Genomic DNA, 24,947 nt, shown 5'->3' on the forward strand with positions numbered 1-24,947 from the left:
GCATCAGCCAACTGTTACGAATGGCAAGGGGAAAAGTTTCACTGGGATTGCTTGTACATTTGCAGCATCAACCAGTTCATGTACTTGGTCGGTTTCAGCGACAGGATGTCGTTGACCAGGCGATGCAGGGGCGGAATGTCCTTGTATGCAGCTGTGACGCACTCCCAGACGTCCTCCGCCGTGACGTTTTCGTAGCCGAGCAGGGCGAATTCCTCTGCCTTGCTTTCGCACAGGCCGGCCACCTGTGCGTACCATTCCCGTTTGCGCTGCTCGTCCATCTGCTCTCCCCCTCAAAGTAGTCATGCCGCAAGCGGCACGTCCATATTCTTATAGTACGAACTGTTCACGAAATTTGGGCGGTAAAGGAGCCTGCCATGAGACAGTCTTTCTTTTATGGAACGGTCATCCTCATCATCGCGGGCGGTGTGACCAAGGTGCTCGGCTTTGCCAACCGCATCGTCCTGTCGCGATTGATCGGCGCGGAAGGGATGGGCTTGTACCAGATGGTGGTTCCCCTGCTGTACTTTCTCATCACAGTGACCACGTTTGGACTGCCCGTCGCCATCGCCAAACAGGTGGCGGAAACGGAGGCGGCTCAGGACAGCCGGCAGAGCCGCCGGTTCCTGCTGCTGGCGCTGGCGGTCGCCGGGGGTATCAGCCTGATCCTGTGCGCGCTGTTGCTTGCGCTGTCCGGGCGCATCTCACAAATGCTGTTTGCCGATGCCCGGGCCGATATCGTCCTCTTGGCCGCGGTGCCGGTCATCCCGATCGCCAGCATTTCGCTGGTGCTGCGCGGCTATTTTCAAGGCAAACACAACATGACGCCGACAGCCGTCTCGCAGTTGGTGGAGCAAGTGGTCCGCATGGGGACAGTGGTCGTTATGACGCTCGCCTTCCTGCCGTTTGGTATTCAATACGCCACCGCAGGCGCCGTCGGCAGCATCGTGTTCGGCGAAGCGGCCGGCCTCATGTACATTCTCTGGCAGTACCGGCGTTCCAGCCGCAACACGGCGGCCCGCATCTGGGAACAGCCGCTGCTGACTGTTTTTTCTCAGAGCCGCGAAAGCCTGCGCCAGTTGTTCAGCGTATCGCTGCCCGTCACCCTGAGCAGGATCGTCGGCTCGATCGCCTATGTGCTGGAGCCGATGATCGTGCCATTTGCCCTGGTGATGTCCGGACTCTCGACGACGGTGGCGACCAGCCAGTACGGTCAATTCGCCGGGATGGCCGTCCCTTTGCTCTTGTTTCCCACGTTTTTAACCTATTCCTTGTCCGTTTCGCTCGTTCCTGCCGTGGCGGAAGCGTCCTATCAAAAAAATGCCCCACTCGTGCATCGGCGCATCTATCAGGCGATGCGGATTACACTCGTCATCGGAGCACCGTGTACCGTCCTGCTGTACATTTTTGCCGAACCGCTCTGCGGGCTGCTTTACAAAAACCCGGACGTGGGACTGCTGTTGAAGGAGATGGCGCCGTTTTCCGTCTTCCTCTTTTTTCAGGCGCCGCTGGCGGCTGCGCTGCAAGGGCTTGATTACGCACAGGTGGTGTTTCGCAACACGCTGATCGGCGCTGTTGTCAAGACGGTTGCGATGTTTGTCTTCACGATTCAGCCCCCGTTCGGCATTCACGGAGCGGTGATCGCGCTTAACATCAACATCACGTTGGTCACGCTCCTGCACCTCGCCAGCCTGGTCAAGGTGATCGGTTTTACCGTGAACGTGCTGGAGCTGTGCAAGATCGGCGCGGCGATGGTGGCGATGGGATACGCCGGTTCGTACATGGCTGCTCACTGGTTTGCCGACACCGCGACGGTCATCTTGCCGCTGCTCGTCTGCTCTGCCGCCAGCACGCTTTTGTACATGGTGCTGCTCGTGGCGATGCGGATTCTCGGCAAACAGGACGTCCAGCGCATTCCCTGGATCGGCGAGCAATTGGCCATCTTTTTCCCGCGGCGCTGATTGCCACGGCGCTGACGCCTTGGTACGTTAACGCTGCCGTTTGTCCTTGGTGTCCAGATAGATGATCCCGCGCTCGTCAATGCTGCAGAACGAGACATCGCGGATGTCCTTGATGCCGTACTTGCGGATTTCCCGTTTCAGCCACAGCTTGTTCTGGCCGATTTTTCGCAGCGCCTCCTCCCGCACCTGTCCGTCCAGGATCAGCGGGATCGGCAGGCCCGAAAACGTCACCTCACCCAGCGGCTTTGGGTCCGGTAGATTCAGGTCTTCCCGGGTCAGCGGCTGCTTCGACTGTTTGAGAAAGACGCTCATCTGCCCGGTCGGTTCCATGAGGGCAAATTCCACGTCCGCCAGGTTCTTGATGTTCTTCTGCCGCAGGTGAACCATCAGGTCGTCAAAAGAGAGCCGGTTGCGCCGCATCGCGTCTTCACGAATCTGGCCATTTTCTATGATTAAGTCGGCCGAACCGCCAACCACGTCGCGAAACTTCTTGTTTTTCATCGACAGATACGCCATGCCGATTTCCAGCAGTCCGATCAGCAGCATCGGGACGTAGAACAGGAACGCCTGCTTGTCGATCTCTTCAATCGCCAATACTGCCATCTCTGCCAACATGATGGAGATGACGATGTCAAATACGGACAGTTTCCCCAATTCCCGCTTGCCCATGAGGCGCAGCAGAACCAAAAGGAAGAAGTAGGAAAACAGTGTGCGCATCAGCGCGATTGTCAGATCTTCCATTTCCGTCGGCCTCCCCACGCAGAGTTTGTGGTTAGTCTCCGCGAGAGGCCGTACGTGTATAAGCGCCAATTTTGACTAAACGCACCCCGGCTGTGCTACAGCCACTTTCGCTTGCGGAAAATGTGCAGCATGGCAAAGGTCATGCCGATCATGACGACGAGGGCGATGATCAACATGTACGGCTCCGCCCCCGGGCCCAGCCAACTGAACGTGTTCATTCCAAACAGGCCGGTGATGAACGTCAGCGGCAGAATGATCGTGGAGATGATCGTCAGCACGCGCATCGTCTCGGTAGTCTTGGCGCTGATGATCGTGTAGTACGTGTCCAGCGCGCCGTTGACCAGGTCGCGGAACGTCTCCGTGGAGTCGGCAATCCGCTCCAGGTGATCCGTCAGGTCGCTGTAGAACGGAACGTTTTCCTCGGATATGTCAAACGAATAGCGTCCATTGACATTGGCGAAAATCCGCTTTTGTGGCAATATCACGCGACGAATCAAAATAATCGTTCGCTTCAGCGCCAGAAACTCTTCCGTGATCTCCTCCATCCTGTGCTCGAAGATCTCGTCTTCCAGCTCGTCGATCCGCACGCTGATCCTGTCCATGATCGGGAAGTACTCGTCGGTGATGCCGTCCACGATCGCGTACAGCAGGTAGTCGGGGCCGCGGTTCAGATAGGAGATGTTCCGGTGGCACATGGCCGCGATTCGGCCGATCGTGTTCATCGGCGATTTGTGAATCGTCACGATGTAGTTGGGACCGAGAAAAACGTTCAGTTCCACCGTGGTGATTTCGTCGTCGCTCTCTTCGTTGTAGCGCAGCGCATGAAACACGAAAAAGTAGTAGTCGTCGTACTTGTCTACCTTGGCACGCGGGCTGACGTGCAGACAGTCTTCAATCGCCAGCGGGTGGAAATCAAAGATCTTGGCAATGTACTGAAGTTCATTGTTCCCCACATCGTACAGGTCAATCCAAAGCAAATCTTCCGGTGACTTCAGCCATTCGTCCTTTTTGCTCAGGTCGACATCGTGGTACATCTTCTGCTCCGAGTGGTTGTAAAAGTAAGTCTTGATCACGCATTCCTCACCCCCCGTCTGGTTCCTCATCCATCATACGAAAATTCCTTCCGATGTTCAACGCGAAGATGAATACGCCGCCCAAGCCCCTCATATAGATGGTACAAACTGACCAGTGAGGAGGGTTATCCGTGCGGAGTGCTACCACCTCGGTATTTACAGGTCTCTTATACACGCTCGGTCTGGTGCTGACGGGCGCTCTCCTGGCCGCCCTGCTGCTGTCCTTTACCAACATACGCGAAAGCACCCTGCCGTATTTCACCTACACCATCAACGCGCTGGGCCTCTTGTTGGGCGGCTATGTGACAGGACGGCGCTGCGGAGGAAAAGGCTGGTACTACGGCGGGCTGACCGGTCTGTCTTACTTCCTGCTCGTGCTGTTGATCGGGTTTTTGGGCTTTGATGCGACCATGCAGTGGAGCACCCTGTTGTACCTGCTGGGCGCGTTTGTGACAGCGGCTGTCGGCGGCATATTCGGCGTCAACTCCGTTTCCAAGCGGTACTAAGCAATTTACGGAAGGGTTTTACGTGACCGAAGCCGCGGGCATCACCCGGTCTTTCCCCCGCATGCGACAGGCAGCCAACGTAAAAAACATCCGGCACCATTGAGGTAGCCGGATGTTTTCGCGTGGATGAAAACTTATTTTGACTCTTCCTTCGATTCCGCAGCCGGTTCGCTGGCGGAGACTACGTTGTTAACGGCACCGCGGTCAAACGTAACGTGGACGTTGTGGGCAATTCGCAGCGTGACGGTATCGTCCGTCAAATCCTGAATCGTGCCGTGGATACCGCCGATGGTTACGACTTTATCACCCTTTTTCAGCGAAGCCAGCATGGCGTTGCGCTGTTTCTGCCGCTTCTGCTGCGGGCGGATCAGCAGAAAATAGAAGATCACAAACATGATGATGATGGGCAAAAAGCCTTGCAGTTGTTGCATGATTGTCCTCCTTTTTTCTTAGAAAGATCTATCTTCACTCAATCCGTATTGAGCGAAAAACTGATCGCGAAAATCGCGCAGCCGGTCTTCGGCAATCGCCTGACGCACCTGTTCCATCAGCTTTACCAGAAAATACAGGTTGTGATACGTGGTGAGCCGGACGCCGAAGATTTCGTCTGCCTTGATCAGATGACGGATGTAAGCGCGCGTGTAGTTTTTGCAGGTGTAGCAGTCGCAGTTCGGGTCCAGCGGGGTGAAGTCGCGGGCGTACTTGGCGTTGCGGATCACCAGCCGCCCCTGGCTTGTCATGCATGTCCCGTTGCGGGCAATGCGGGTGGGCAGCACACAGTCAAACATGTCGATGCCGCGAATCGCTCCCTCAATCAGCGCGTCCGGTGAACCTACGCCCATCAGGTAGCGCGGCTTGTTGGACGGCAGCAGCGGCACCGTATGCTCCAGCACCTCGTACATTAATGAAAACGGTTCACCGACACTCAATCCCCCAACCGCGTACCCGGGGAAATCGAGCGAGACAAGGTCGCGGGCGCTCTGCTCGCGCAAATCCTTGTACATGCCTCCCTGCACGATGCCAAACAGCGCCTGGTCATTCGGCCGGGTGTGGGCTTTCAGACAGCGCTCCGCCCAGCGCGTGGTCCGCTCCATCGACTGCTTCACGTAATCGTATTCAGCCGGGTACGGCGCGCACTCGTCAAACGCCATGAAGATGTCGGCGCCGAGCGCATTTTGTATCTGCGTCGCTTCTTCCGGTCCGATAAACAGCTTTTCTCCGTTCAGATGGGAGCGAAAGAAAACGCCTTCTTCCGTAATCTTGCGCAAATTGCTCAGGCTAAACACCTGAAATCCGCCGGAATCGGTCAAAATCGCCCGATCCCAGTTCATGAAACCGTGCAAACCGCCTGCCTCCCGGACAATTTCATGACCGGGCCGAAGAAACAGGTGATAGGTGTTGCTCAGGATGATGCCGGCACCGATCTCCTTCAGTTCCTCCGGACTCATCGCCTTGACGGTCGCTTGCGTTCCCACCGGCATGAACACAGGGGTGTCAATCGTCCCGTGCGGCGTATGCAGCTTGCCGAGCCGTGCCCCTGTCTGCTTGCAGGTTTTGATCAATTCGTAGCGTACAGCCAATCTGTGTGCACTCCTCAAACTCTGGATGTAATTCTCACCTATTATATAGAAACTGGCAGCTTTTCACAAGGAAAAACCGGGGGACAAGCCCCGGCATTACAAAATCAGCATGGCATCTCCGAAACTGAAAAAGCGGTATTCCTCGGCAATCGCAGTTCGATATGCCCGCAGCACGTTTTCCCTGCCGGCCAGCGCGCTGACCAGCATGACCAGCGTTGACTTGGGCAGGTGGAAGTTGGTCAACAGGCCGTCGATAATCCGGAACTCGTAACCCGGATAGATGAAGATGTCCGTCCAGCCCGATCCGGCCGCCAGCCTGCCGTCATGCATGCCGCCCACCGTCTCCAGCGTCCGGCAGGCGGTGGTGCCGACCGCAATCACACGCCTGCCTTCCGCCTTGGCCCGGTTGACCGTCTCGGCGGTCTCCGGCGGAATCTCGTAATACTCGGCGTGCATCACATGCTCTTCCACGACATCAGCGGTGACCGGGCGGAACGTGCCCAATCCGACGTGCAGCGTGACATACGCAATCTCGACGCCCTTTTCCGCGATCTGCCGCAGGTACTCCTCGGTAAAATGAAGGCCTGCCGTCGGTGCGGCCGCCGACCCCCGTTCACGGGCATACACGGTCTGGTAGCGCTCCTGGTCTTCCAGCTGCTCGTGGATGTACGGCGGCAGCGGCATGGTGCCGAGTTGGTCCAGTATCTCGTAAAAAATCCCGTCGTAGTGAAAACGGACAATGCGCCCGCCGGTCTCCGTCACTTCTTCGCAGACACAGCGCAGCAGTCCATCGCCAAAGACCACTTCCGTCCCCGGCTTTACCCGCTTGCCCGGCTTGACCAGTGTCTCCCAGCGGTCGCCGCCAAGCGACTTGAGCAGGAGCACTTCTATTTTCGCTCCCGTTCCGCTCTTTTCGCCGATCAGGCGCGCGGGCAGCACGCGGCTGTCATTTAGCACCAGCACGTCGCCCGGCCGCAGGTACTCCACCAAATCCGTAAAGCGGCGGTGTGTCAGCTCCCCTGTCCGCTTGTCGAGGACAAGCAGTCGCGACGCCGTGCGATCCTTCAGGGGATGCTGTGCAATCAGCCGCTCTGGCAGTTCAAAATCAAAAAGTTGTACGTCCACAATTCCGACTCCTCATCTGCAGTCCAACGAGCCGTGACGGGATCACCGCTCAATTGTCACATCCTGGTAGTAGTGTTGCAAGATTTGTTTATAGTCATACCCGTTTTCCGCCATCGCTTTCGCCCCGTATTGAGATACGCCGAGGCCGTGGCCAAAGCCGTAGCCGCGGAACAGGAACATCGGCTGCTTGCTGAGCGTGCGCCAATCGCCATCACCGCTGTAAATCAGGAACTGGTCGCTGTAGCCGTTGGTCGAGGGCGACTCCCAACCGTCAGCCCCGAGCACCGCCACGCTGCCGCCACGCGTGTACTCGCGCCGTTTGCCGTCCGCGCCCAACACCGTAAACGTCCCCATTTCCTCCACGTCAAACTTGGTGCTGCGCAAACTGCCGCCGCCCTGTGTGAATATGGAGCGGTGCGCGTCCGGCGACGACACCTTGAGCGTCACGCCGTTCGCCTCCATTTCCAGCACACGACCCGACGGCCCCCGTTCGGTGACGACAAGCGACTCCACTGTTTCGCCGACCCGCTGCGCTTTGTTGCGGTCCTGACTGGCGTTGACCATCGCCGCCACTTCTTGCCCTGTAAACGGTCCGCGCGTCCAAGCGTAGGCATTTTCTTCCGCTTCCTCCCGGATGATCGTCACCTGCGTCCCTGCGGGCAGCGTGGTGAGCACGCGGTGGTAAGTGGTGCTGGGACCGGACCGCAGGTTGGTCCCCTCCGTCGCGATCACGGCCTGCTTCAATCCCACAGGATTGACGCCCCCGTTCAGCCGGATGAGGTCGCTGCGCACATATCCCAGGGTGCCGTCCGTCAGCGCCACGTAGTACCAGCGGTTGGCCGTTTCCAGCGGTCCGCGGTCTTCACTGGGCACGGGACGAAGGTAGGGAACAGGATTGCCCCACGCTTCCGTGCCGTCGGCGGTCATGCCGCCTGCGTTGGAATAGTACAGGGATTCAACCAGTTTTCCTCTGTACCTGATTACTTCGCCTGCCGTCTCGTCGACGGCCTGGCGGATGTCGGCAGACTCGCGCCCGTACCCGTAGTACGCCTGCTCGTACACAGTGTCAGATACGTTGGCCACGCCGTATTTGTTCCCTTGGCTGATCGCCCTCGTACGGGCCAGGACAGCCTGCGTCTTGAGCGCTTCCAGCGGCCAGCCCGCAGCCATTTCTGATCCGACCACGCCGTACAAGTACTGCTCCAGCGGCAGTTCATTCACGACCGTCAGATGCCCGTTGTACTCGGACAGCTCGATTTTTCCCCGATACTTGCGCTGGTCCCGCTCCTCCACGCCGATCAGCGGCAGGGCACCTCCCTTTTTCGGCTCCACGATCAGCCTGGCTTGCGGCGAGAACGCGTATTTCCATATGGTCTCGGAACCGTACACGTCCTTTTTCAGCACCGCATACGCACGGCTCGCCGCTGCCCGGTAGGAATAGCCGGGTCTGGCCGCCGCCGCTTTTTGCGCCAGGCTCTGGACAGCGTCCTGGCTCACTTCGTCTCCGATCCACACGGCGTACTCCAGCTTGCCATTGTCCGCCACCAGCACCGGGTACGCCGGAAGACCTGCGCCAGCCAGCGCCTGCTGTGCATCCAACGCCTGCTGCCAACTGCCGAAGCGGCCCGCTTCCAGTCTCATCGGTCCTTTGACCGCCGACTGCTGCCCGGTTGCCTGAGCGACTGTTTGGGCCTGGGCTGCCGCCGCCTGATACGTGTCATACGTGCCGCTGACCACCTGGTACAGCGTCTGTCCGCCCCGCTGGACCGCCTGAATGGAAGCGTCCCACTTGCGCTGGCTGAGCTGCTGCGCCACTTGCTGAGCCCGGTTGAGGTCACTCGTTTCCGTCACCAGCAGGTGATATTCGTCGGTGCGAAAACGCGCCGCATTTCCCCCCAAGGCAGGCAGTTTTACCGCTCCCTCGCTGCCACTGAGCGTTACCTCCAATCCAGTGCCGCTGGTCAGCGTCACTGCCGGCACCACTCCGCGGTATCCTTGTCCAGTATCAATAAACAGCGCGACCCTGATGTTGGAGTCGGCTGCTTCCACGGGAACCTGTCCCGTCAGAAGCGTCGCCGACAGCAGGCCGGCCGTAAGGATTTTCCCCATCCAACGCTTGCACATGCCGCTCGTCCTTCCTCTCCGATGTTTTGTTGCGCGTCGAAAAATGGCATCAACTCCCATGTTTTTCGACAAAATCGCGATTTTTCCTGCCCCGTTTGCGAATTTGGAACCGGAAGAGGATTTTTACGGGAAACAAGAAGTAAGCCGACGTCGGATAAAGGACGTCGGCTTTTGTTAATCGGAAACCCGTACGGTTGTTCTAGACATTTGCTTCTATAACTATTTAGATTTGAAATAACTGGCATCGCCACCTTATTTTTGGTGGTTATAAAATTAATATCCCGGATCGTCATCATGAATAGTAATGACGGCACCTTGGTGACTATTTGAAACACGTTCTTTCAGGATTGGAAAAGCCGGAGTAAACATACCCACCGTTACAATCGTGATCAGTACTGCCGAGAAGATTTTCTTCATAAGGTCTACCTCCAATCTATATTCCTACTTACAATTACGTTGGCACAATTTCTCCAACATTTCCATAATTCCTTCAGACAATACTTTACCGAATTGACGATGTGCTACAAAAATAGAACCAATGCATTCGTTTACGTAGGCAAAGGCACCTAATTTCTGATAATACGAAGCGCTTTGTATCAAATTTTCAATACCTTCCTCGAACATTTCGTTTGCCAATTGATGCAGGCCTTTTTGTTTATAATACAACGCTAAATGTTCCACTTTTTTTGGTGTATTTATCTGTTGGGGTAAAAATTGCTCCTCTTTTTTTATCAGATCTTCTATCCCCTCATGGTCTCCAATTTGCTGGTACACTTCCAACAAATCAGTGGCAATGGCAATACGTGATTCGCGTTCCGCTTCTACCAGACATTCTTTGAATCCAGCAATTCCTTCAGAAAATTCCCCCTTTTTTACATGAATCTGAGCAAGATAGTATTTAGTTCTATTAGCATTTGCAAATGGGTTATTTACATACTTTTTCAAATACAACTCTGCAAGAATACAGTCCCCCATGTTTATGTAAGAGTTAGTAATTGCAAGCAGGGCAGAGGCCTTCAACTCACTTTCGGTTACGTCTTCCGCAATGCCCTGCCTGCACAGATGGATACAATCGTCGAAGTATTTGAGTGCATATGCTTGAAGTCCCAAACGGTAATACGCGATTATGCGCTCCGATGGCTGCAGATATTCGATGTACACCAACAGCTCTTTCCCTCTACGATATGTCTCCTCCAATCGGGAGAAGTCGTAGCGCTCGATCAAATACCGCTCGAACAACCCCTTCGCCAAATAAAAAGGGATGCCCCGCTTTTTCGTGCATTCGATCATCACGTTGTAAAGAGCCAGCTTGATTTCCTCGTTTTCAGACTCCCGAGCTTGCTGAAGAATGTAATCCAGCGCGAGAAACGTGTTTAGCCTCGGCGTTTCCAACAACTTGTTAGCCGTTTTTCGGACAATGTGTCGATTGGTACGGACGACAGCCTCGGACAACAACATTTTAACGTCTCCGGTCGCTCAGAAACGCCCAAATAAAACGAGATAATCTTATCATATGGGATGTCGAGCGCGGACGCGATTTTGCAACAGGTGGAAAAACTGGGCCTCCTAGTCTCTCCCGATTCAATCCGGGCCAGTACGCTTCTGTTTAAACCTGTCAGCTCGGCCAATTCACTTATCGAGAGGTTCGCCTTATAGCGATACTCCTTTACCATCTCTGCAAACGACATTGGTACGCCCCCCAAACAGTATATAACCATTATCTGTAAATACTGTTGCCAGAGTACCATGAAAAATAATTTTTGTAAATATTTTGTTAATTTTGTTGAATTTTTACTGCTATATCAAACAAAGAGCCTGCTCTTCAATTGAAGGGCAGGCTCCGTCTTTCATGGCTATTTGAACAGGCGGAACAAGTATCCGGCCAACGACAGCAGAATACTGATCACAATGCAGGTGACGATCGGAAAGTAAAACTTGACGTTTTCCTTTTCCACCACGATGTCTCCGGGCAGGCGCCCGAGCGGCAGAAAGCGGCCGCCCACCTGCCACAACAGACCGATTGCGATCAGCACGGCTCCTCCAATAATCAGCAGTTTGGCTACCGGATTCACGCTTTCATCTCCCGACCAAAGTGTTGATAGGCCAACGGCGTCACCACACGGCCGCGGGGGGTCCGCTGCATGAAGCCGATTTGCAGCAGGTACGGCTCGCAGACGTCCTCAATCGTCTGCCCTTCCTCTCCGATGGTAGCGGCGATTGTGTCCAAGCCGACCGGCCCCCCGTCAAACCGGTCGATGATCGCCAGCAACAGTTTGTGGTCAATGTGGTCCAGCCCGCAGGCATCCACCTGCAAGCGCTCCAGCGCTTCCCGGGCTATCTCCGCGGTAATCACGCCCTCACCCTGCACCTGGGCGAAATCGCGGACCCGTTTTAACAGCCGGTTGGCTACGCGGGGTGTTCCGCGCGAGCGTTTGGCAATCTCTTCGGCGCCGCCCTCGGTGATGCCGATCTGCAAAATGTCGGCGGCCCGCGTAACAATAAACGTCAGTTCGGGAACGGTGTAGAACTCCAGCCGGTTGACCACGCCGAAGCGGTCCCGCAGCGGAGACGACAGCATTCCCGCCCGGGTGGTGGCCCCGACCAGCGTGAACGGCGGCAGATCCAACCGGACGCTGCGTGCGCTCGGCCCTTTGCCGATGACGATGTCCAGGGCAAAGTCCTCCATCGCCGGGTACAGCACTTCTTCCACGCTGCGGTTGAGCCGATGGATCTCGTCGATGAAGAGCACATCGCCCTCCTGCAGATTGGTGAGCAGCGCGGCCAGATCGCCGGGCCGTTCGATCGCCGGACCGGAGGTGGTGCGGATGTTTACCCCCAGCTCGTTGGCGATGATTTGCGACAAGGTGGTTTTGCCGAGGCCGGGGGGACCGTACAGCAGGACGTGGTCCAGCGCTTCCTTGCGCATTTTGGCCGCCTCGATGAACACCTTCAGATTATCCTTTACCTGCTGCTGTCCGATGTATTCATTCAGATAGCGGGGACGCAGGCTCAGTTCCGCCGCATCCTCCTCCACATGCATCTGCGTCGTAATGATGCGATGATCCAACTCCTCACCCCCTCATTAACAGCGCAAGCCCCTGCTTGATCAACTGCTCAACCGGCGCGCCACCCTTGGCCGCTTCGGACAGGGCGCCGCGAATCGACTGCAGCTCGGCGTCGGAATAGCCCAACGCCGTCAACGCCTCCTGCGCCTCCTGAAGCGCGGACGCCGCCTTTTCGCCCGCCGCCAGTTCCGTCGCGGCAACAGCCATGACCGCCGACGGCGTGTAGCCGGTCAGCTTGTCTTTCAAGTCAAGGATCATCCGCTGCGCGGTCTTTTTCCCGATTCCGGGGAACTTCGTCAGATAGGAGACATTCTCCTGTTGAACAGCCATCACGATCTGTTCCGGCGTCGCGGCGGCCAGGATGGACAGCGCTCCTTTGGGGCCGATGCCGTTGACGTCCAGCAGCTTGCGGTACAAGTCGCGCTCCTCCCGCGTGGCAAACCCGTAGAGCAGGATCGCGTCTTCCCTGACGTGGTGATGGGTGTACAGCCTGGTTTTCGTCCCTTCGTACCGGACGAACTGGTACGGATTGGGACAAAAGAGGCGATAGCCGATGCCGCCGGCTTCGATGACGATGTACTCGGCATCCAGGTAAGCCAGCGTGCCTTCCACAAAATCAATCATCGTTGTGCTCCTTCCGAAAGGGAAATAAAGGCGCGGAACTGCGCGTGGGTGATGGCGATGCCCAGTGCGTCGGCGACGTCATCCGGCTTGGGCGTCTCCTTCAACCGGAGCAGCATTCGCGTCATCTCCTGAATCTGCCTTTTTTCTGCTCCGCCATAGCCGGTAACCGCCTGCTTCACCTGCATGGGCGTGTATTCGTAAACGGGAATGCCGGCCATCTCGGCGGCCAGCAGGATGACTCCCCTCGCTTGCCCGACCGTAAAAGCGGTCGTGACGTTTTTGTTGAAAAACAGCTTCTCAACGGCCATCTCATCCGGCCGGTATGTATCAAGCAGGCTCTGCATCGCTTCAAAGATCTGTTTCAGCCTTAGCGGCACCGGCAGGCCCGCCTCCGTCTGAATGCTGCCGTACTGTACAGGGCGCAGTTTACTGCCCTGTTTTTCCAAGATGCCAAACCCGACGATGGCAATGCCGGGGTCGATACCGATGATGCGCATGGGCCCACTCTCCGCGTTCAAGTTTCTGTTCCTACTGTACCACAAAGCGGAGAAAAAGCGAACGTGCATTTCCATCGGCAAAAGAAAAAGCCCGACCCTTTCACAGGATCGGACTGCATACGGCGTCACCTAGTGCTTGTTCAATCCCAGTGCATCCGCTTCGTCGTGCAGCATGTGCGCGTATTCGTCCACGCTTTCACGCATCTGTTCGCGGATCTGGTTGATCCGGCGATAGTCGAGCTTGTTGTGCCCCTGGTTCAATTGAACATACAAACGCTGGTGAAACTGGTCTTTGTAGCTTCCTCGAGGCATCGAAGACATGCTGGCAAGACCCCTCCTTAAAGCGCCGTATGAGAACAGTTTGGCGTGAGCATCAGCATGATATGATGGCAAGATTTGCTTCGCAAGCGGGATGCGCCCGGCAGCGCACACTATTACGCGGAGGTGTCCTGACGTGCGTAATGTCCTGATCGTCACATTATTCCTCTGCTCTGCGCTGCTGTGGCAGCCCCTCCAGACCGCAACGGCCGCACCCCCGTCCGAACTGCAGATTGTCGTCAGCGTCGGACCGAATGCCGACTTTTTGTCCACGCTGTCCATCCGTCAAAAAAACGGGCTGGCTCAAATCATCCTGCGCAGCCCGATCGGCCCTGCCAGCCCCCTCCCGAACCCGTCAGGGCAACGGTCTCCATCGGCTCCCGCACGTTTTTGTACGGGTATGACGGCCGCCTGTACGACCAAAACCGGCATGCTGCCGTGCACTTGCCCAACGATGCGGCTGCTGAGCTGGATCGGTACGTGAACCGGCTGGAACAGGTCCACTTCGGCAAACCGCTTGACTGGAGCGAAGTGCGCCGCATGTTCAAACGAATGGGGTACGCCACCGTCATCGACTTGGAGACGGGAAAACAGTTTCGCGTGCAGCGGCGGGCGGGCAGCCGTCACGCCGACGTGCAGCCGCTCACCAAAGAGGACACCCGGATCATGAAAGAGATCTACCAGGGCAAATGGAGCTGGAAGCGTCGGGCGATCCTGGTGAAGGTGAACGGCACGTACCTCGCCGCCTCGATGCACGGCATGCCGCACGGGGCAGGCGCGATCCGCGGCAACCAGTTCCCCGGTCATTTCTGCATCCACTTTACGGGCAGTTCCACGCACCGGCGCAAGGAGCCGGACCCCAGTCACAGCCTGATGATATTGAAGGCGTCGGGAAAACTGCCGGAAACGGTGATGGCCGCCTCGCCGTACCAACTCGTGGACTACTTTCTCACTTCCTTGCACGAACACGATTTGCAGACACTGCGCATGACCACGGACGGCTTTGCGCTGCCCCCTTTTCTACAGGAGATTGACAATGTCAAACGGACTGAGGAGATCCAGACCGGCGATACCGCCGACATCCTCGCCGTGGAGATTCCGGTGCGCCTCGAATACGTCAACAGCGAGGGTAAGAAAAAAGAGGGGCGCTGGGTGTTTCACTTGTGCCGAACCGCCCCCTGGACCCCGTGGAAAATCACGGATATTTGTGCCGACGAGTAAAGGCTGCCCGCAACGGGTCAGCCTCCCATCTCAACTTTCTTCTTCGTCTGTCTGAAACTCACTGTACGTGGACAGCACGCTGTTGTACTCCGCCAGATCGCGGACACGGATGCCCCGTTTCAACGATTCCAGCTTATCCTTGGTCAGTTTTGTTTCCATTTTTGCGGTGTCAATCCGGTAAAACGTCTGCACCACCTGCTGCTCCGCCGGCAGGCCATTGAACAACGTCAGCACGCCATCGGGCGACAAGCCGAAGTATCCGTTTGCCTTGCACGACGGAGCCAGATCGTTCTCCCGCTTGTACAGGATCAGCTTGGCAGGATCGGACGCGATAATCTCCCACCCGCTGTACGCCACCAGGGCTTGGGCCAGTTGCTCGTGCGGAACCTGTTTGATTTCTTCATCCTTTACGCCGCACAGGTAGGTGCGAGCCAGCACCAGCTGGTACGACTTGTTCACGGTCTCCTGTGATCCGCCTGTCTCCACAGCCAGCCAGGATAGTCCGCTCCCGTTTTGGTCCCGGATCAATTCTCCTGCCGCAATGCCGCCGGCCAAACCAACGGCAAACACGGCTGTCCACGACATGAAAAACAACCAATGCCGCCTCATGATACCCATGTACTCCTTTGTACCTGTTTCCAACTAGCATTGCCAATTTTCTAATAGGAAATACCCGGGAATCGCCAAAATTCTTATCTTTGCGACAACTACCCGTGGAAAATATACCCAATCCCCTACAGACGTGATACACTATGATTGCACGTAATCTATCTTTCACGGGAGGAATGCAATCCTATGAAAAAGGCACGCGTACACAGGCTGGCCAGCTGTCTCCTGTCTGCTTCCCTGGTTGTGGCGGCGCTTTCGTTCCCGCTCGTACCGGCAAGCGCCAACGGGGACTCCACACTGAAACTGCGCCTCTTGGAGACGACCGACCTCCATACGCACATCGTCAACTACGATTACTATCAAGACAAGGAAACGGACGAATTCGGCCTGGCCAAGACTGCTTCGCTGATCAAAAAAGCCCGCGAAGAAGTGAAAAACTCAATGCTGTTTGACAACGGCGACCTGATCCAGGGCAATCCGCTGGGCGATTACGTGGCAAGGGTAAAACCGCTCAAGGACGGCGAGATTCATCCCGTTTACAAAGCGATGAACCTGTTGAACTACGATGCCGGCAACATCGGCAACCACGAGTTCAACTTCGGCCTGGAGCATCTGGATCGCAGCCTCAAGGGGGCGAAATTCCCCTACGTCAACGCCAACGTGTACGTGGACGACAAAGACAACAACCCGGACAACGACAAGAACAAGTTCACGCCTTATCTGATCCTGGAGCGCACGTTCAAGGATGAGCGCGGCAAGGACGTCAAGCTGAAAGTGGGTGTGATCGGCTTTGTTCCGCCGCAGATCATGGTGTGGGACAAGTCCAACCTGGAAGGCAAGGTGATCGCCAAGGACATCGTGGAGACGGCGAAAAAATACGTGCCGGAAATGAAGAAAAAGGGAGCCGACATCATTGTCGCCATTCCCCACTCCGGACTTGGCCCCGTCGAAGCGGGCACCACTCTGGAGAACGCCAGCTATCAACTGACCAAAGTGGACGGCATCGACGCCATCTTGTTTGGCCACTCCCACTCTGTCTTCCCGGGCCCCGGCTATGAGAACATCCCGGGCATCGACGCAAAAAAAGGGCTGATCAACGGCAAGCCGGCCGTCATGCCGGGCTACTGGGGCAACCATCTGGGCGTGGTCGACCTGACGCTGAAACAGGAAAACGGCAAATGGAAGGTCGTCGAAGCGGAATCCCGGGCGATCCCGATCTACGATACTGCGAACAAAAAAGCTCTGGCTGACGTGGACACCTCCATCGTCAATGCCGTGAAGGAGGATCACGACAAAACCGTCGAGTGGGTGCGTTCTGCAGTAGGCACAACCACCTCGCCAATCCACAGCTATTTTGCGCTGGTCCAGGACGATCCGTCCATCCAAATCGTCACCAACGCTCAAAAGTGGTACGTGGAGAAAAACATCAAGGGCACGGAATATGAGGGCATTCCGGTGCTGTCTGCAGGCGCTCCGTTCAAGGCGGGCGGCCGCAACGGGGCAAGCTACTACACCAACATTCCGGCCGGCACCATCGCGATCAAGAACGTGTCCGATCTGTACATTTACCCCAACACGTTGAAAGCGGTGCTGGTGAACGGCGCGCAATTGAAAGAGTGGCTGGAACGCTCCGCCGGCCAGTTCAATCAGATCGACGTGAACAAGACGGAGGAGCAGCCGCTGATCAACGAAGCCTTCCCGACTTACAACTTTGACGTCATCGACGGGGTCACTTACCAGATCGACGTCACCCAGCCGTCCAGGTACGACAGGGAGGGTAAGTTGGTCAACCCGAACGCGAACCGGATCAAGAACCTCTCGTACAACGGCAAACCGGTCAAGGCGGAGGACAAGTTCATCGTCGTGACCAACAACTACCGGGCCAGCGGCGGCGGCAACTTCCCGGGTCTGGACGGCAGCAACATCGTCATCGACTCGCCGGACGAAAACCGCCAGGTCGTGATCGATTACATCCTCAGCCAAAAGACAATCAACCCGGCTGCCGACAACAACTGGTCGTTCGCTCCGATCACCAAGAAGGTAAACGTGACCTTCACCACGTCCCCGGACGCCAAACCGTATGCCGAACAGATGCCGCATCTCAAGTACCTGACTACGCTGGAAAACGGCTTTGTCAAATACAGCATCGACCTGTCCAAGGCAGCCTCCAAGTAACGCGAAAAAAGCTGATGGCATCCGTGCCGTCAGCTTTTTTCTTTTACCCGACAAATAGATAGGACCCCCAGGGAGAGCGCTGAAAAATCGCCGGGCCCGCTTCCAGAAACATTCGGCGCGACCGGCGCAGCCGCGCTTCCATCTGTACGAGCTGCAGCACACCGCGCATGGTGTAACCCGGCCGGTTGGCGTACACGCCCGTCACTTCGCGCAGGAAATTGTCCGGGTAGCGCAGAAGCTGGTGGATCATCCAGACTTGGGTGTCGCTGAGCACATTTACCCGGCTGTACGCCTCAATCGCTTCCACAAACGATTCGACGCGGTACCCCTGCATCAGCAGCATGCGCCCCATGAGCTGGACCAGATCGCTGAGCTGCATGTCGTGGCTCACGGTGTCCAGGTCGATCAAATAGCATCTTCCTTGCGGCGTGATCAGAAAATTGTGGCTGGCCACGTCCCGGTGGGCGAGCGTACCCTGTTTGACCACGGCAAACAGCTCCGACGCCAGCGGCAGTTTGTACGCCGTCTGCAAAATCTCGCGGCTGTCACGGATGACTTCATCCGCCATCTCCAGGATGATCTGTTCCAGCCGGTTTTGCGGGCCATGCTGTTCCACGTGCCAGATGATCCGCTCGAAATGCTCCAATCGGCTTTCCCATTTGTCCAGCAAAGCCGGTTTGCCTTCAAATGCATAGGGATAAGGGACGGGGAAGCCGCTGGCCGCCTGGTGAAATCTGGCCAGCGTCGCGGCCGATTTTTTTACGTCGGATAGCGAGGTGTTGTCGGCTTCCCGGCCATCGATCATTTTCATCACGGTGTAGTAACGGTTCTGAAACGGAAAGATTTTCTCTCCGCGCTCATCGGAGACGTACTGAACCGTTTGGTAAAATCCTTTCTCTTGCAGGGTATCGGAGAGTCGGGTCACCCACTCCGCCTTCTCCCGATCTTTGTAGCCCTTGATGATCCAATGGCCCCGATCCGTCTTGAGAAGATGAACATTGCGTCGGGGCTTTATCCCATAGATGCGGCAGCGGAACGCTTTTTCAAGAGAAAGAACAAAGGATCTGCTCATGTCCTGACACTCAGGAAGAAGAAGATTCATCGTGCCCCTGTTCCCAATTTGGCCACACTTCCTGAGCGGGCAGGGCCGGAATGGATTGGGAAGCAGAGTACGTCAACGGGGTCGCGTTCTCCTGTGTGCCGCTGTCACACTGACAATCTTGATAGGGCAAGTCATCATATGGACCATCGTGACCGCTGTCCCGACACGAGCAAGAGCTGGACGTCGAATCGCAGCACTCCCGATGATGCCGCTTCTTCTTGCGGCGGGTACGGCCCGGCGGACGCCGCCATCTCGACGGACTGTCTTCATACAGGTAATCCGGCGGCATCGCGTGTGGCGGCAGCATTTCCGGACCTGTCCACGGCGGCATCATGTTCGGCGAAATCATTTCCGGACCCGCCCACGGCGGCATCATGTTCGGCGAAATCATTTCCGGACCCGCCCACGGCGGCATCACGTTCGGCGGCAGCATTTCCGGGCCTGCCCACGGCGGCATCGCGTGTGGCGGCAGCATTTCCGGGCCTGCCCACGGCGGCATCGCGTGTGGCGGCAGCATCTCCGGGCTTACGCGCGGCGGCATCGCGTTCGGCGGCAGCATTTCCGGGCTTACGCGCGGCGGCATCGCATTCGGCGGCAGCATTTCCGGGCTTACGCGCGGCGGCATCGCGTTCGGCGGCAGCATTTCCGGGCTTACGCGCGGCGGCATCGCGTTCGGCTGCTGCGTCTGCGGGCTTACCCACGGCGGTCTTCCGCAAGGCGGGCAGATCGGCTGCGTCGGACTCACCTTGGCCGGTGGAGCCGTCGGCGGAACCGGCCTCAGTTGAGGCGGCACAGGCGGCCGAATCGGTTGAATCGGCGGCTGTGGAGTGACCGGACGAGTGGGCGAAGGCACAACCTGCGGCGATAACCTGGTAGGCGGTGTCGGCGCAGCGTACGGCACGAACGGACGCACTTGGCCGGGGGGCGCAGGCGGAACATTCGGCCCATATGGTCTTACCTGGCCGGGCGGCATTGGCGGCACTCCTGGTCCGTATGGTCTTACCTGACCGGGCGGCATTGGCGGAACATTCGGCCCATATGGTCTTACCTGGCCGGGCGGCATTGGCGGAACATTCGGCCCATATGGTCTTACCTGGCCGGGCGGTATTGGCGGCACTCCCGGCCCGTATGGTCTTACTAGGCCAGGTGGCATTGGCGGAACATTCGGCCCGTATGGTCTTACTAGGCCGGGCGGCATTGGCGGCACATTCGGTCCATACGGTCCAATATCGCCGAACGGCGCGGGCAGTTCAGACGGCTCGGAAGGCAGGGCCTGCGGCGCTTCTTGTTCTGCTTCGATTTCCACTTCGCGCTCTTGCCCGATGTCTGTGTCCATCTCTGGTTCTGTTCCTGGTTCCGCTCCCGGTTCGGTTCCCAGTTCCGTTTCCGGTTCTGTTTCCGGTTTCAGCTCCTGATCCGTGTCTTCCTCCGGCGGCTCCATCGGCCGCATCTCGATTTGCTGCGGCACCTCCGGCTCCATTTGTTCTTCCTTGATCGGCTTTTCTTTAACCCGGGGAGATTCCTGCGATGATGACGTCCTGTTTTTCTGCGGCCGTACCGGCACGCGCTTGGACGGGATTTTTACCCGCATGCCGGGATAAATCAAGTCAGGGTTTTTTATCTGGCTGTTCAGGCGAAGCAGTTCTTTAAAATCGACGCCGTATTTTTTGGCGATTTTCCACATGGTGTCGCCTCGTTGAACTACGTGGATTTTCACAGTTTCTCCTCCCTCTCGGAAACTCCTTTTCATGGTATGCACCCATGGGCGTTTTGCTCACCCCGGCAAAAAAGGGCGTTCGCCCATCTTGCGGAGCGCACGAAAAAACGGCTGTTTGACGTGTCGTCAAACAACCGTTCCGATGGGAGTTTTCTGCAGCAGTGCAGTGAAACTGCCGCTTTCCTCCACGCACTTGCCACGCTTTCACCTTTTTTCTCCAACGCGGACACCATGCTTGAACCGCTCAGAAGGTCCCCGGCATTTTCCTCTTCTACATATGGCTTACTCCTTGTAAATGGCCTTCAGATAAAACGGATACGTGCCGAGCTGGCGGACCTGGCAGCCAAGTGCCTCAATCTCGGCAAACGCGCCGGGAAGCAGCACATCGTCCATTCTTTGTTCGATGTCAATCACGAACAGGTAGCTGCCCAATCCCTTTTTGGTCGGGCGGGATTCGATGCGGGACAGGTTGATCTTGCGCCAGGCAAACGCGGCCAGCACCTGGTAGAGGGCGCCCGGAAAATCTTCTGGAAGCGTGACCAGGATGGTCGTCTTTTCCCTGTCAGACGGGGGCATCTCCAGCGGTTCGCGACCGACGAGGACAAAACGGGTATAGTTGTTGGAATAGTCTTGAATCTCCTGCTGAGCAAACGACAGCGGGTAGATTTCCGGATTGAGCCGCGTCCCGATCGCCGCCCACGGTTCCTCCGGATGCTCGCTGACGATCTGTGCCGCCTGCGCCGTGCTGTTGGTGTACTCAATTTCAGCGTGGGGCAGGTGCTTGCGGAGAAAATTGTGACACTGGGCGATGGCGTGCGGGTGCGACAAAATCCGGGTAATGGCTTCGAGCGGCAGGATGTCGTCCCGCTTGGCCACCAGCAAGTGCTGTGATATTGGCAGCGCCAGTTCGGCCAAAATCGGCAGGTCCACCTCGTGAATCAACCAGTCCATGGCCGCGTTGACGGTGCCTTCAATCGTGTTTTCCACCGGCACCACGCCGTAGTCTGCCTCTCCTGTGGCAGCGGCGTTCAGAACGTCGATGATGCTCGGACACGCCAAGTAACGAAACGGCCGACGCGCCGTCAACGCGCGGGCCGCTTCTTCTGAAAATGTTCCGCGCGGTCCGAGAAAAGCCAATCGTTTCTCCATGACAATACTCCTATCCGCATTCTCTATCTGGTCGAGATTGTCACCTGTGCGCCATGCTCATCGGGTCTTAACCGCATCGTCCGGTAGGAAACGCCGTGCTTTTGCATCACACTGTCGACAAACGCCTGCAGCTTTTCCCGCTCCGCGTCCGTCGAGTAGAAGCAGAGCATCGTCGGTCCCGCGCCGCTCAGCGCCGCACCCAGTGCGCCGTTGCGAGACGCCCCGTCCAGGATTTCACGCAGGCCGGGGACAAGCGCAGCCCGGTACGGCTGATGCAGCCGATCCCCCATCGCCTGACCCAACAGGTCCAATCTGCCTTGGGCCAAAGCGGCCACCAGCAAACTGCTATGACCAACATTATATATGACATCCGGTTTGCTGTACACATCAGGCAGGACATGGCGCGCCTTTTCCGTCGACAGCGGATAGTCAGGGATGATTACGAGCGTATGCAGCCCCTCCGGGGGAGCAAGGCGGACGTAAGGGATCGGCTCCTCGTCCCGCTCCGGCATCGTCGCCACCACAATGCCGCCGAACAGCGACGCCCCCACGTTGTCCGGATGGCCTTCCAGCCGGGTGGCGATGGCAAACAGCCGCTCCCGGTCAAACGGCTCTCCGGCCAGCTTGTTGGCGGCGACGAGTGCGCCGACGATCGCCGCGGCGCTGCTGCCAAGCCCCCGCGTCAGCGGCGCTTCCGTCGTTGCGCGGATATACAGTTCAGGGACGGGCAGCCCCGCTTCCGCAAACAGTCCTGCGGCCACCTGGTACAGCAGGTTCCCCTTGTCCGCGGGCAGCCCCTCCAGTTCCTCGCCGATCAGCACGATTTCCGTCGTCTCGCTGAGCGCCATCTCCACTGTGGAGTACAATTGAAAGGCCATGCCCACGGCATCGAAGCCCGGTCCCAGGTTGGCGGTGCTGGCGGGGACGGTGACCCGCACGAGAGGACGGTTCATCACGAAACGCCTCCCGCATTTTCGCGAATCAACGCCATCACCGCGTCACGCGTCGCCGGCACGGAGCGCGGTTCTTCCCCTACCAGCTTGAGGGCGGTATTGGGATCTTTCAGTCCGTTGCCCGTCAGCACGCATGCGATCGTCAGGCCCTGCTCCAATCTGCCCGCCTCGCGCAGCTTGATCACGCCGGCCAGGGAAGCGGCCGATGCCGGTTCGCAGAAGATGCCTTCGCTTTTCGCGAGCAAATGGTAGGCGTGCAGAATTTCCTCGTCGGTCACGCTGTCCACCAGACCGTCCGATTCGGCGATGGCCGCCAGCGCTCCATCCTTGCTCGCCGGGTTGCCGATGCGAATCGCCGTGGCAATCGTCTCCGGATTGGGCACGGGATGGCCGAGGACCAGCGGCGCCGCTCCCGCCGCCTGAAAGCCGAACATGCGCGGCAGTTGTGCCGTTTTTCCGGCTGCGTGGTACTCCTTGAAGCCCTTCCAGTATGCCGTGATGTTGCCGGCGTTGCCCACCGGAATGGCGAGAATGTCCGGGGAGGTGCCAAGCGCGTCGCAAATTTCAAACGCGGCGGTTTTTTGCCCCTCGATCCGGTACGGGTTGACCGAGTTGACCAGCGTGATCGGCTCAGCAGCGGTGATGTCGCGGACGATGCGCAGCGCTTCGTCAAAGTTCCCGTCGATGGCGATAACCTCCGCTCCGTAGGCGATCGCCTGCGCCAGTTTGCCCAGCGCGATGTTGCCGCTCGGGATCAGCACGATGCAGCGCAGCCCGGCGCGGGCGGCGTAGGCAGCGGCAGCAGCAGAGGTATTGCCGGTGGAGGCGCACATGATGGTGGTGCTGCCTTCTTCCAGCGCTTTGGCGACGGCCATCACCATGCCGCGGTCTTTAAACGAGCCGGTCGGATTCAGCCCTTCATACTTGAAGTACAGCTCTACACCCAATTGCCGGGAGAGAGACGGAGCGTATATCAGTGGCGTGTTGCCCTCGTGAAGGCTGACATGCGGAGTCTTTTCCGTCACCGGCAGAAACTGGCGGTACCGGGCGATGATGCCGGATTGCCGGTCGGCCTGAACAGACGATTGCCATTGGCTCATGCCTGCTCGCCTCCTTCCACGCGGTAGCAGCTTTTCACTTCGCTCACGATCTCCAGTTCTTCCATGCCCTGCAGCACCTCGTCCATGTCTCCCTTCGACGCCAGATGCGTCACGATGATGATTTCCGCCTGTTCACCGTTGTTGTACGGCTGCTGCAGCACCTGCTCCAGCGAGATGTTCTTGTCCGCCAACAGCTGCGTAATCTGCGCCAGTACACCGCGCTTGTCGGCCACGACGATGCGGAGGAAATATTTTGACAATTTCTGCTTGTCATCCTTGAGAATCTTTTCTTTGTATGGAGCGACCATGCCCCGTCCGTTTACACCCAGCTTCATGTTTTTCACCACCGTCACCAAGTCCGACACGACGGCCGTTGCCGTCGGAAGTTCGCCTGCACCCGGACCGTAAAACATGGTCTCGCCCACTGCTTCCCCGTGCACGTAGACGGCGTTGAACACTCCGTTGACCGATGCCAGCGGGTGACTCTTGGCAACCATTGTCGGCTGTACGCTTACCTCGATTGCTTCGCCGTCCCGGCGGGCCAGACCCAGTAGCTTCACCTCGTAGCCCAGCTTTTTGCCGTAGGCGATATCTTCCTTGGTCACCCCGCTGATGCCTTTGACGTCCACATCCTCCAGCTTCATCGGCACACGGAAGCCCAACGTCGCCAGAATCGCCATCTTGCGGGCAGCGTCATAGCCTTCGACGTCGGAGGTGGGATCTGCTTCGGCGTATCCGAGCGCCTGCGCTTCCTTCAGCACGTCGCTGTAATCGGCACCGTCCTGGCTCATTTTGGTGAGGATGTAGTTGGTCGTGCCGTTGACGATCCCCATCATTTTGGTGATACGGTCAGACGAAAAACCTTCCACCAACGCTCTCAGAATCGGAATACCGCCGGCGACACTGGCTTCGTAATAGACGTCGCAACCTTTCTCCTGCGCTTTTTGCAGGATTTCGCCGCCGTGCAGGGCCATCAGATCCTTGTTGGCGGTGACGACGTGCTTGCCCCGTTCCAGCGCTGCCAGAATATATTCTCTCGCCGGCGAGATGCCGCCGATCACTTCCACGATCACGTCGATCTCCGGGTCGTCCAGCAGATCGGACGCATTAGTCGTAAGCACGCTGTTCATCGACGGGATGCTGCGGGTCTTCTCTGCATCCTGCACCAGAATCCGCTTGATCTCGATGCCCAGCCCCGTCTGTTTTTGCAAATCCTCCTGATGGGCCTGGATGATGCGAACGACGCCAGTGCCTACTGTGCCAAACCCCATCAACCCCAGTTTTACCGTTTGCTTGTCCATGTCTCTCTC

27 protein-coding genes are annotated in these 24,947 nt (G+C 57.6%); 5 read left to right on the top strand and 22 right to left on the bottom strand.

The window, feature by feature from the left end; translation table 11 throughout:
- Positions 1–38 precede the first annotated feature (38 nt).
- On the bottom strand, positions 39–278 hold the full coding sequence (locus tag Q7F15_RS13625; RefSeq protein WP_171565441.1) for a post-transcriptional regulator: 240 nt from the start codon (positions 276–278) through the stop codon (positions 39–41).
- A 96-nt stretch (positions 279–374) separates the two neighbouring features.
- Between Q7F15_RS13625 and spoVB the strand changes: the two genes are divergently transcribed.
- On the top strand, positions 375–1,958 hold the full coding sequence (spoVB, locus tag Q7F15_RS13630; RefSeq protein ID WP_304414467.1) for a stage V sporulation protein B: 1,584 nt from the start codon (positions 375–377) through the stop codon (positions 1,956–1,958).
- A gap of 27 nt (positions 1,959–1,985) precedes the next feature.
- Here the strand turns inward: spoVB and Q7F15_RS13635 are convergent, their stop codons facing one another.
- Together Q7F15_RS13635 and corA are read right to left on the bottom strand one after the other, a co-directional pair.
- Positions 1,986–2,699 (bottom strand): DUF421 domain-containing protein, encoded by a 714-nt coding sequence (locus Q7F15_RS13635; RefSeq protein ID WP_230076721.1) that lies wholly within the window; start codon positions 2,697–2,699, stop codon positions 1,986–1,988.
- A gap of 95 nt (positions 2,700–2,794) precedes the next feature.
- A complete protein-coding gene (gene corA / locus Q7F15_RS13640; protein ID WP_171565444.1) occupies positions 2,795–3,772 on the bottom strand; it encodes a magnesium/cobalt transporter CorA in 978 nt (325 codons plus the stop codon).
- Positions 3,773–3,903: 131 nt separating this feature from the next.
- Here corA and Q7F15_RS13645 point away from each other — a divergent pair, with 131 nt between their 5' ends.
- Positions 3,904–4,278 (top strand): TIGR04086 family membrane protein, encoded by a 375-nt coding sequence (locus tag Q7F15_RS13645; RefSeq protein ID WP_171565445.1) that lies wholly within the window; start codon positions 3,904–3,906, stop codon positions 4,276–4,278.
- A gap of 134 nt (positions 4,279–4,412) precedes the next feature.
- Here the strand turns inward: Q7F15_RS13645 and yajC are convergent, their stop codons facing one another.
- From yajC to Q7F15_RS13700, 12 genes are all read right to left on the bottom strand, one after another.
- On the bottom strand, positions 4,413–4,709 hold the full coding sequence (gene yajC / locus Q7F15_RS13650; RefSeq protein ID WP_171565446.1) for a preprotein translocase subunit YajC: 297 nt from the start codon (positions 4,707–4,709) through the stop codon (positions 4,413–4,415).
- Between the two features lie 18 nt (positions 4,710–4,727).
- Complete coding sequence (gene tgt / locus Q7F15_RS13655; protein WP_171565447.1) at positions 4,728–5,858, bottom strand: tRNA guanosine(34) transglycosylase Tgt; 1,131 nt, start codon at positions 5,856–5,858, stop codon at positions 4,728–4,730.
- A gap of 96 nt (positions 5,859–5,954) precedes the next feature.
- The gene (queA, locus tag Q7F15_RS13660) at positions 5,955–6,983 is read right to left on the bottom strand and encodes a tRNA preQ1(34) S-adenosylmethionine ribosyltransferase-isomerase QueA (protein WP_171565448.1); all 1,029 of its coding nucleotides are present in this window, start codon (positions 6,981–6,983) and stop codon (positions 5,955–5,957) included.
- A gap of 42 nt (positions 6,984–7,025) precedes the next feature.
- Positions 7,026–9,107, bottom strand: coding sequence for a SpoIID/LytB domain-containing protein (locus Q7F15_RS13665; protein ID WP_304414468.1), 2,082 nt, complete (start codon positions 9,105–9,107; stop codon positions 7,026–7,028).
- A gap of 273 nt (positions 9,108–9,380) precedes the next feature.
- The gene (locus Q7F15_RS13670) at positions 9,381–9,524 is read right to left on the bottom strand and encodes a hypothetical protein (RefSeq protein WP_171565450.1); all 144 of its coding nucleotides are present in this window, start codon (positions 9,522–9,524) and stop codon (positions 9,381–9,383) included.
- Positions 9,525–9,548: 24 nt separating this feature from the next.
- Entirely contained in the window at positions 9,549–10,565 is a 1,017-nt protein-coding gene (locus Q7F15_RS13675) for a transcriptional regulator (RefSeq protein ID WP_304414469.1), read from the bottom strand.
- On the bottom strand, positions 10,481–10,855 hold the full coding sequence (locus Q7F15_RS20590; protein WP_368509239.1) for a helix-turn-helix transcriptional regulator: 375 nt from the start codon (positions 10,853–10,855) through the stop codon (positions 10,481–10,483). Before Q7F15_RS20590 ends, Q7F15_RS13675 begins: the two co-directional genes overlap by 85 nt.
- Before the next feature lie 105 nt (positions 10,856–10,960).
- Complete coding sequence (locus Q7F15_RS13680) at positions 10,961–11,179, bottom strand: DUF2905 domain-containing protein (RefSeq protein WP_035300231.1); 219 nt, start codon at positions 11,177–11,179, stop codon at positions 10,961–10,963.
- Entirely contained in the window at positions 11,176–12,174 is a 999-nt protein-coding gene (gene ruvB / locus Q7F15_RS13685; RefSeq protein WP_171565452.1) for a Holliday junction branch migration DNA helicase RuvB, read from the bottom strand. The genes Q7F15_RS13680 and ruvB overlap by 4 nt, the downstream gene beginning before the upstream one ends.
- A 4-nt stretch (positions 12,175–12,178) precedes the next feature.
- A complete protein-coding gene (gene ruvA, locus Q7F15_RS13690) occupies positions 12,179–12,796 on the bottom strand; it encodes a Holliday junction branch migration protein RuvA (protein ID WP_171565453.1) in 618 nt (205 codons plus the stop codon).
- Entirely contained in the window at positions 12,793–13,293 is a 501-nt protein-coding gene (gene ruvC, locus Q7F15_RS13695) for a crossover junction endodeoxyribonuclease RuvC (protein WP_171565454.1), read from the bottom strand. Before ruvC ends, ruvA begins: the two co-directional genes overlap by 4 nt.
- Positions 13,294–13,422: 129 nt before the next feature.
- Positions 13,423–13,614: a hypothetical protein gene (locus Q7F15_RS13700; protein WP_171565455.1), complete on the bottom strand. Its 192-nt coding sequence runs from the start codon at positions 13,612–13,614 to the stop codon at positions 13,423–13,425.
- 133 nt (positions 13,615–13,747) lie between these two features.
- Between Q7F15_RS13700 and Q7F15_RS13705 the strand changes: the two genes are divergently transcribed.
- Together Q7F15_RS13705 and Q7F15_RS13710 are read left to right on the top strand one after the other, a co-directional pair.
- Complete coding sequence (locus Q7F15_RS13705) at positions 13,748–14,095, top strand: hypothetical protein (protein ID WP_304414470.1); 348 nt, start codon at positions 13,748–13,750, stop codon at positions 14,093–14,095.
- Positions 14,050–14,832, top strand: a complete 783-nt coding sequence (locus Q7F15_RS13710) for a hypothetical protein (RefSeq protein ID WP_304414471.1) — start codon at positions 14,050–14,052, stop codon at positions 14,830–14,832. Before Q7F15_RS13705 ends, Q7F15_RS13710 begins: the two co-directional genes overlap by 46 nt.
- 30 nt (positions 14,833–14,862) lie before the next feature.
- On the opposite strand, the gene Q7F15_RS13715 is transcribed toward Q7F15_RS13710, so the two are convergent.
- Positions 14,863–15,441, bottom strand: a complete 579-nt coding sequence (locus Q7F15_RS13715) for a BofC C-terminal domain-containing protein (RefSeq protein WP_304414472.1) — start codon at positions 15,439–15,441, stop codon at positions 14,863–14,865.
- A 186-nt stretch (positions 15,442–15,627) separates the two neighbouring features.
- Here Q7F15_RS13715 and Q7F15_RS13720 point away from each other — a divergent pair, with 186 nt between their 5' ends.
- The gene (locus Q7F15_RS13720; RefSeq protein ID WP_304414473.1) at positions 15,628–17,616 is read left to right on the top strand and encodes a bifunctional 2',3'-cyclic-nucleotide 2'-phosphodiesterase/3'-nucleotidase; all 1,989 of its coding nucleotides are present in this window, start codon (positions 15,628–15,630) and stop codon (positions 17,614–17,616) included.
- Between the two features lie 43 nt (positions 17,617–17,659).
- Here the strand turns inward: Q7F15_RS13720 and Q7F15_RS13725 are convergent, their stop codons facing one another.
- The 6 genes from Q7F15_RS13725 to Q7F15_RS13750 all read right to left on the bottom strand — a co-directional run bounded on the left by Q7F15_RS13725 (position 17,660) and on the right by Q7F15_RS13750 (position 24,938).
- Entirely contained in the window at positions 17,660–18,688 is a 1,029-nt protein-coding gene (locus tag Q7F15_RS13725; RefSeq protein ID WP_171565459.1) for a YutH/CotS family kinase-like spore coat protein, read from the bottom strand.
- Positions 18,689–18,698: 10 nt separating this feature from the next.
- A complete protein-coding gene (gene safA, locus Q7F15_RS13730) occupies positions 18,699–20,435 on the bottom strand; it encodes a SafA/ExsA family spore coat assembly protein (protein ID WP_304414474.1) in 1,737 nt (578 codons plus the stop codon).
- A 282-nt stretch (positions 20,436–20,717) separates the two neighbouring features.
- On the bottom strand, positions 20,718–21,584 hold the full coding sequence (gene pheA, locus Q7F15_RS13735; protein WP_171565461.1) for a prephenate dehydratase: 867 nt from the start codon (positions 21,582–21,584) through the stop codon (positions 20,718–20,720).
- Positions 21,585–21,607: 23 nt separating this feature from the next.
- Positions 21,608–22,537: a homoserine kinase gene (thrB, locus tag Q7F15_RS13740; protein ID WP_171565462.1), complete on the bottom strand. Its 930-nt coding sequence runs from the start codon at positions 22,535–22,537 to the stop codon at positions 21,608–21,610.
- On the bottom strand, positions 22,537–23,637 hold the full coding sequence (gene thrC / locus Q7F15_RS13745) for a threonine synthase (RefSeq protein WP_171565463.1): 1,101 nt from the start codon (positions 23,635–23,637) through the stop codon (positions 22,537–22,539). The genes thrB and thrC overlap by 1 nt, the downstream gene beginning before the upstream one ends.
- Complete coding sequence (locus Q7F15_RS13750) at positions 23,634–24,938, bottom strand: homoserine dehydrogenase (protein WP_212132922.1); 1,305 nt, start codon at positions 24,936–24,938, stop codon at positions 23,634–23,636. Before Q7F15_RS13750 ends, thrC begins: the two co-directional genes overlap by 4 nt.
- Between the last annotated feature and the right edge of the window lie 9 nt (positions 24,939–24,947).

Origin of the sequence: Brevibacillus aydinogluensis, from assembly GCF_961514395.1 — a bacterium.
Taxonomy (GTDB): Bacteria; Bacillota; Bacilli; order Brevibacillales; family Brevibacillaceae; genus Brevibacillus; species Brevibacillus aydinogluensis.

Coding starts and splice junctions, on each gene's coding strand:
- Q7F15_RS13625 (WP_171565441.1), bottom strand. CDS start 278: ATGGACGAGCAGCGCAAACGGGAATGGTACGCACAGGTGGCCGGCCTG.
- spoVB (WP_304414467.1), top strand. CDS start 375: ATGAGACAGTCTTTCTTTTATGGAACGGTCATCCTCATCATCGCGGGC.
- Q7F15_RS13635 (WP_230076721.1), bottom strand. CDS start 2,699: ATGGAAGATCTGACAATCGCGCTGATGCGCACACTGTTTTCCTACTTC.
- yajC (WP_171565446.1), bottom strand. CDS start 4,709: ATGCAACAACTGCAAGGCTTTTTGCCCATCATCATCATGTTTGTGATC.
- Q7F15_RS13665 (WP_304414468.1), bottom strand. CDS start 9,107: ATGTGCAAGCGTTGGATGGGGAAAATCCTTACGGCCGGCCTGCTGTCG.
- Q7F15_RS13670 (WP_171565450.1), bottom strand. CDS start 9,524: ATGAAGAAAATCTTCTCGGCAGTACTGATCACGATTGTAACGGTGGGT.
- Q7F15_RS13675 (WP_304414469.1), bottom strand. CDS start 10,565: ATGTTGTTGTCCGAGGCTGTCGTCCGTACCAATCGACACATTGTCCGA.
- Q7F15_RS20590 (WP_368509239.1), bottom strand. CDS start 10,855: ATGGTACTCTGGCAACAGTATTTACAGATAATGGTTATATACTGTTTG.
- ruvA (WP_171565453.1), bottom strand. CDS start 12,796: ATGATTGATTTTGTGGAAGGCACGCTGGCTTACCTGGATGCCGAGTAC.
- ruvC (WP_171565454.1), bottom strand. CDS start 13,293: ATGCGCATCATCGGTATCGACCCCGGCATTGCCATCGTCGGGTTTGGC.
- Q7F15_RS13700 (WP_171565455.1), bottom strand. CDS start 13,614: ATGTCTTCGATGCCTCGAGGAAGCTACAAAGACCAGTTTCACCAGCGT.
- Q7F15_RS13715 (WP_304414472.1), bottom strand. CDS start 15,441: ATGAGGCGGCATTGGTTGTTTTTCATGTCGTGGACAGCCGTGTTTGCC.
- Q7F15_RS13720 (WP_304414473.1), top strand. CDS start 15,628: ATGAAAAAGGCACGCGTACACAGGCTGGCCAGCTGTCTCCTGTCTGCT.
- Q7F15_RS13725 (WP_171565459.1), bottom strand. CDS start 18,688: ATGAGCAGATCCTTTGTTCTTTCTCTTGAAAAAGCGTTCCGCTGCCGC.
- pheA (WP_171565461.1), bottom strand. CDS start 21,584: ATGGAGAAACGATTGGCTTTTCTCGGACCGCGCGGAACATTTTCAGAA.
- thrB (WP_171565462.1), bottom strand. CDS start 22,537: ATGAACCGTCCTCTCGTGCGGGTCACCGTCCCCGCCAGCACCGCCAAC.
- thrC (WP_171565463.1), bottom strand. CDS start 23,637: ATGAGCCAATGGCAATCGTCTGTTCAGGCCGACCGGCAATCCGGCATC.
- Q7F15_RS13750 (WP_212132922.1), bottom strand. CDS start 24,938: ATGGACAAGCAAACGGTAAAACTGGGGTTGATGGGGTTTGGCACAGTA.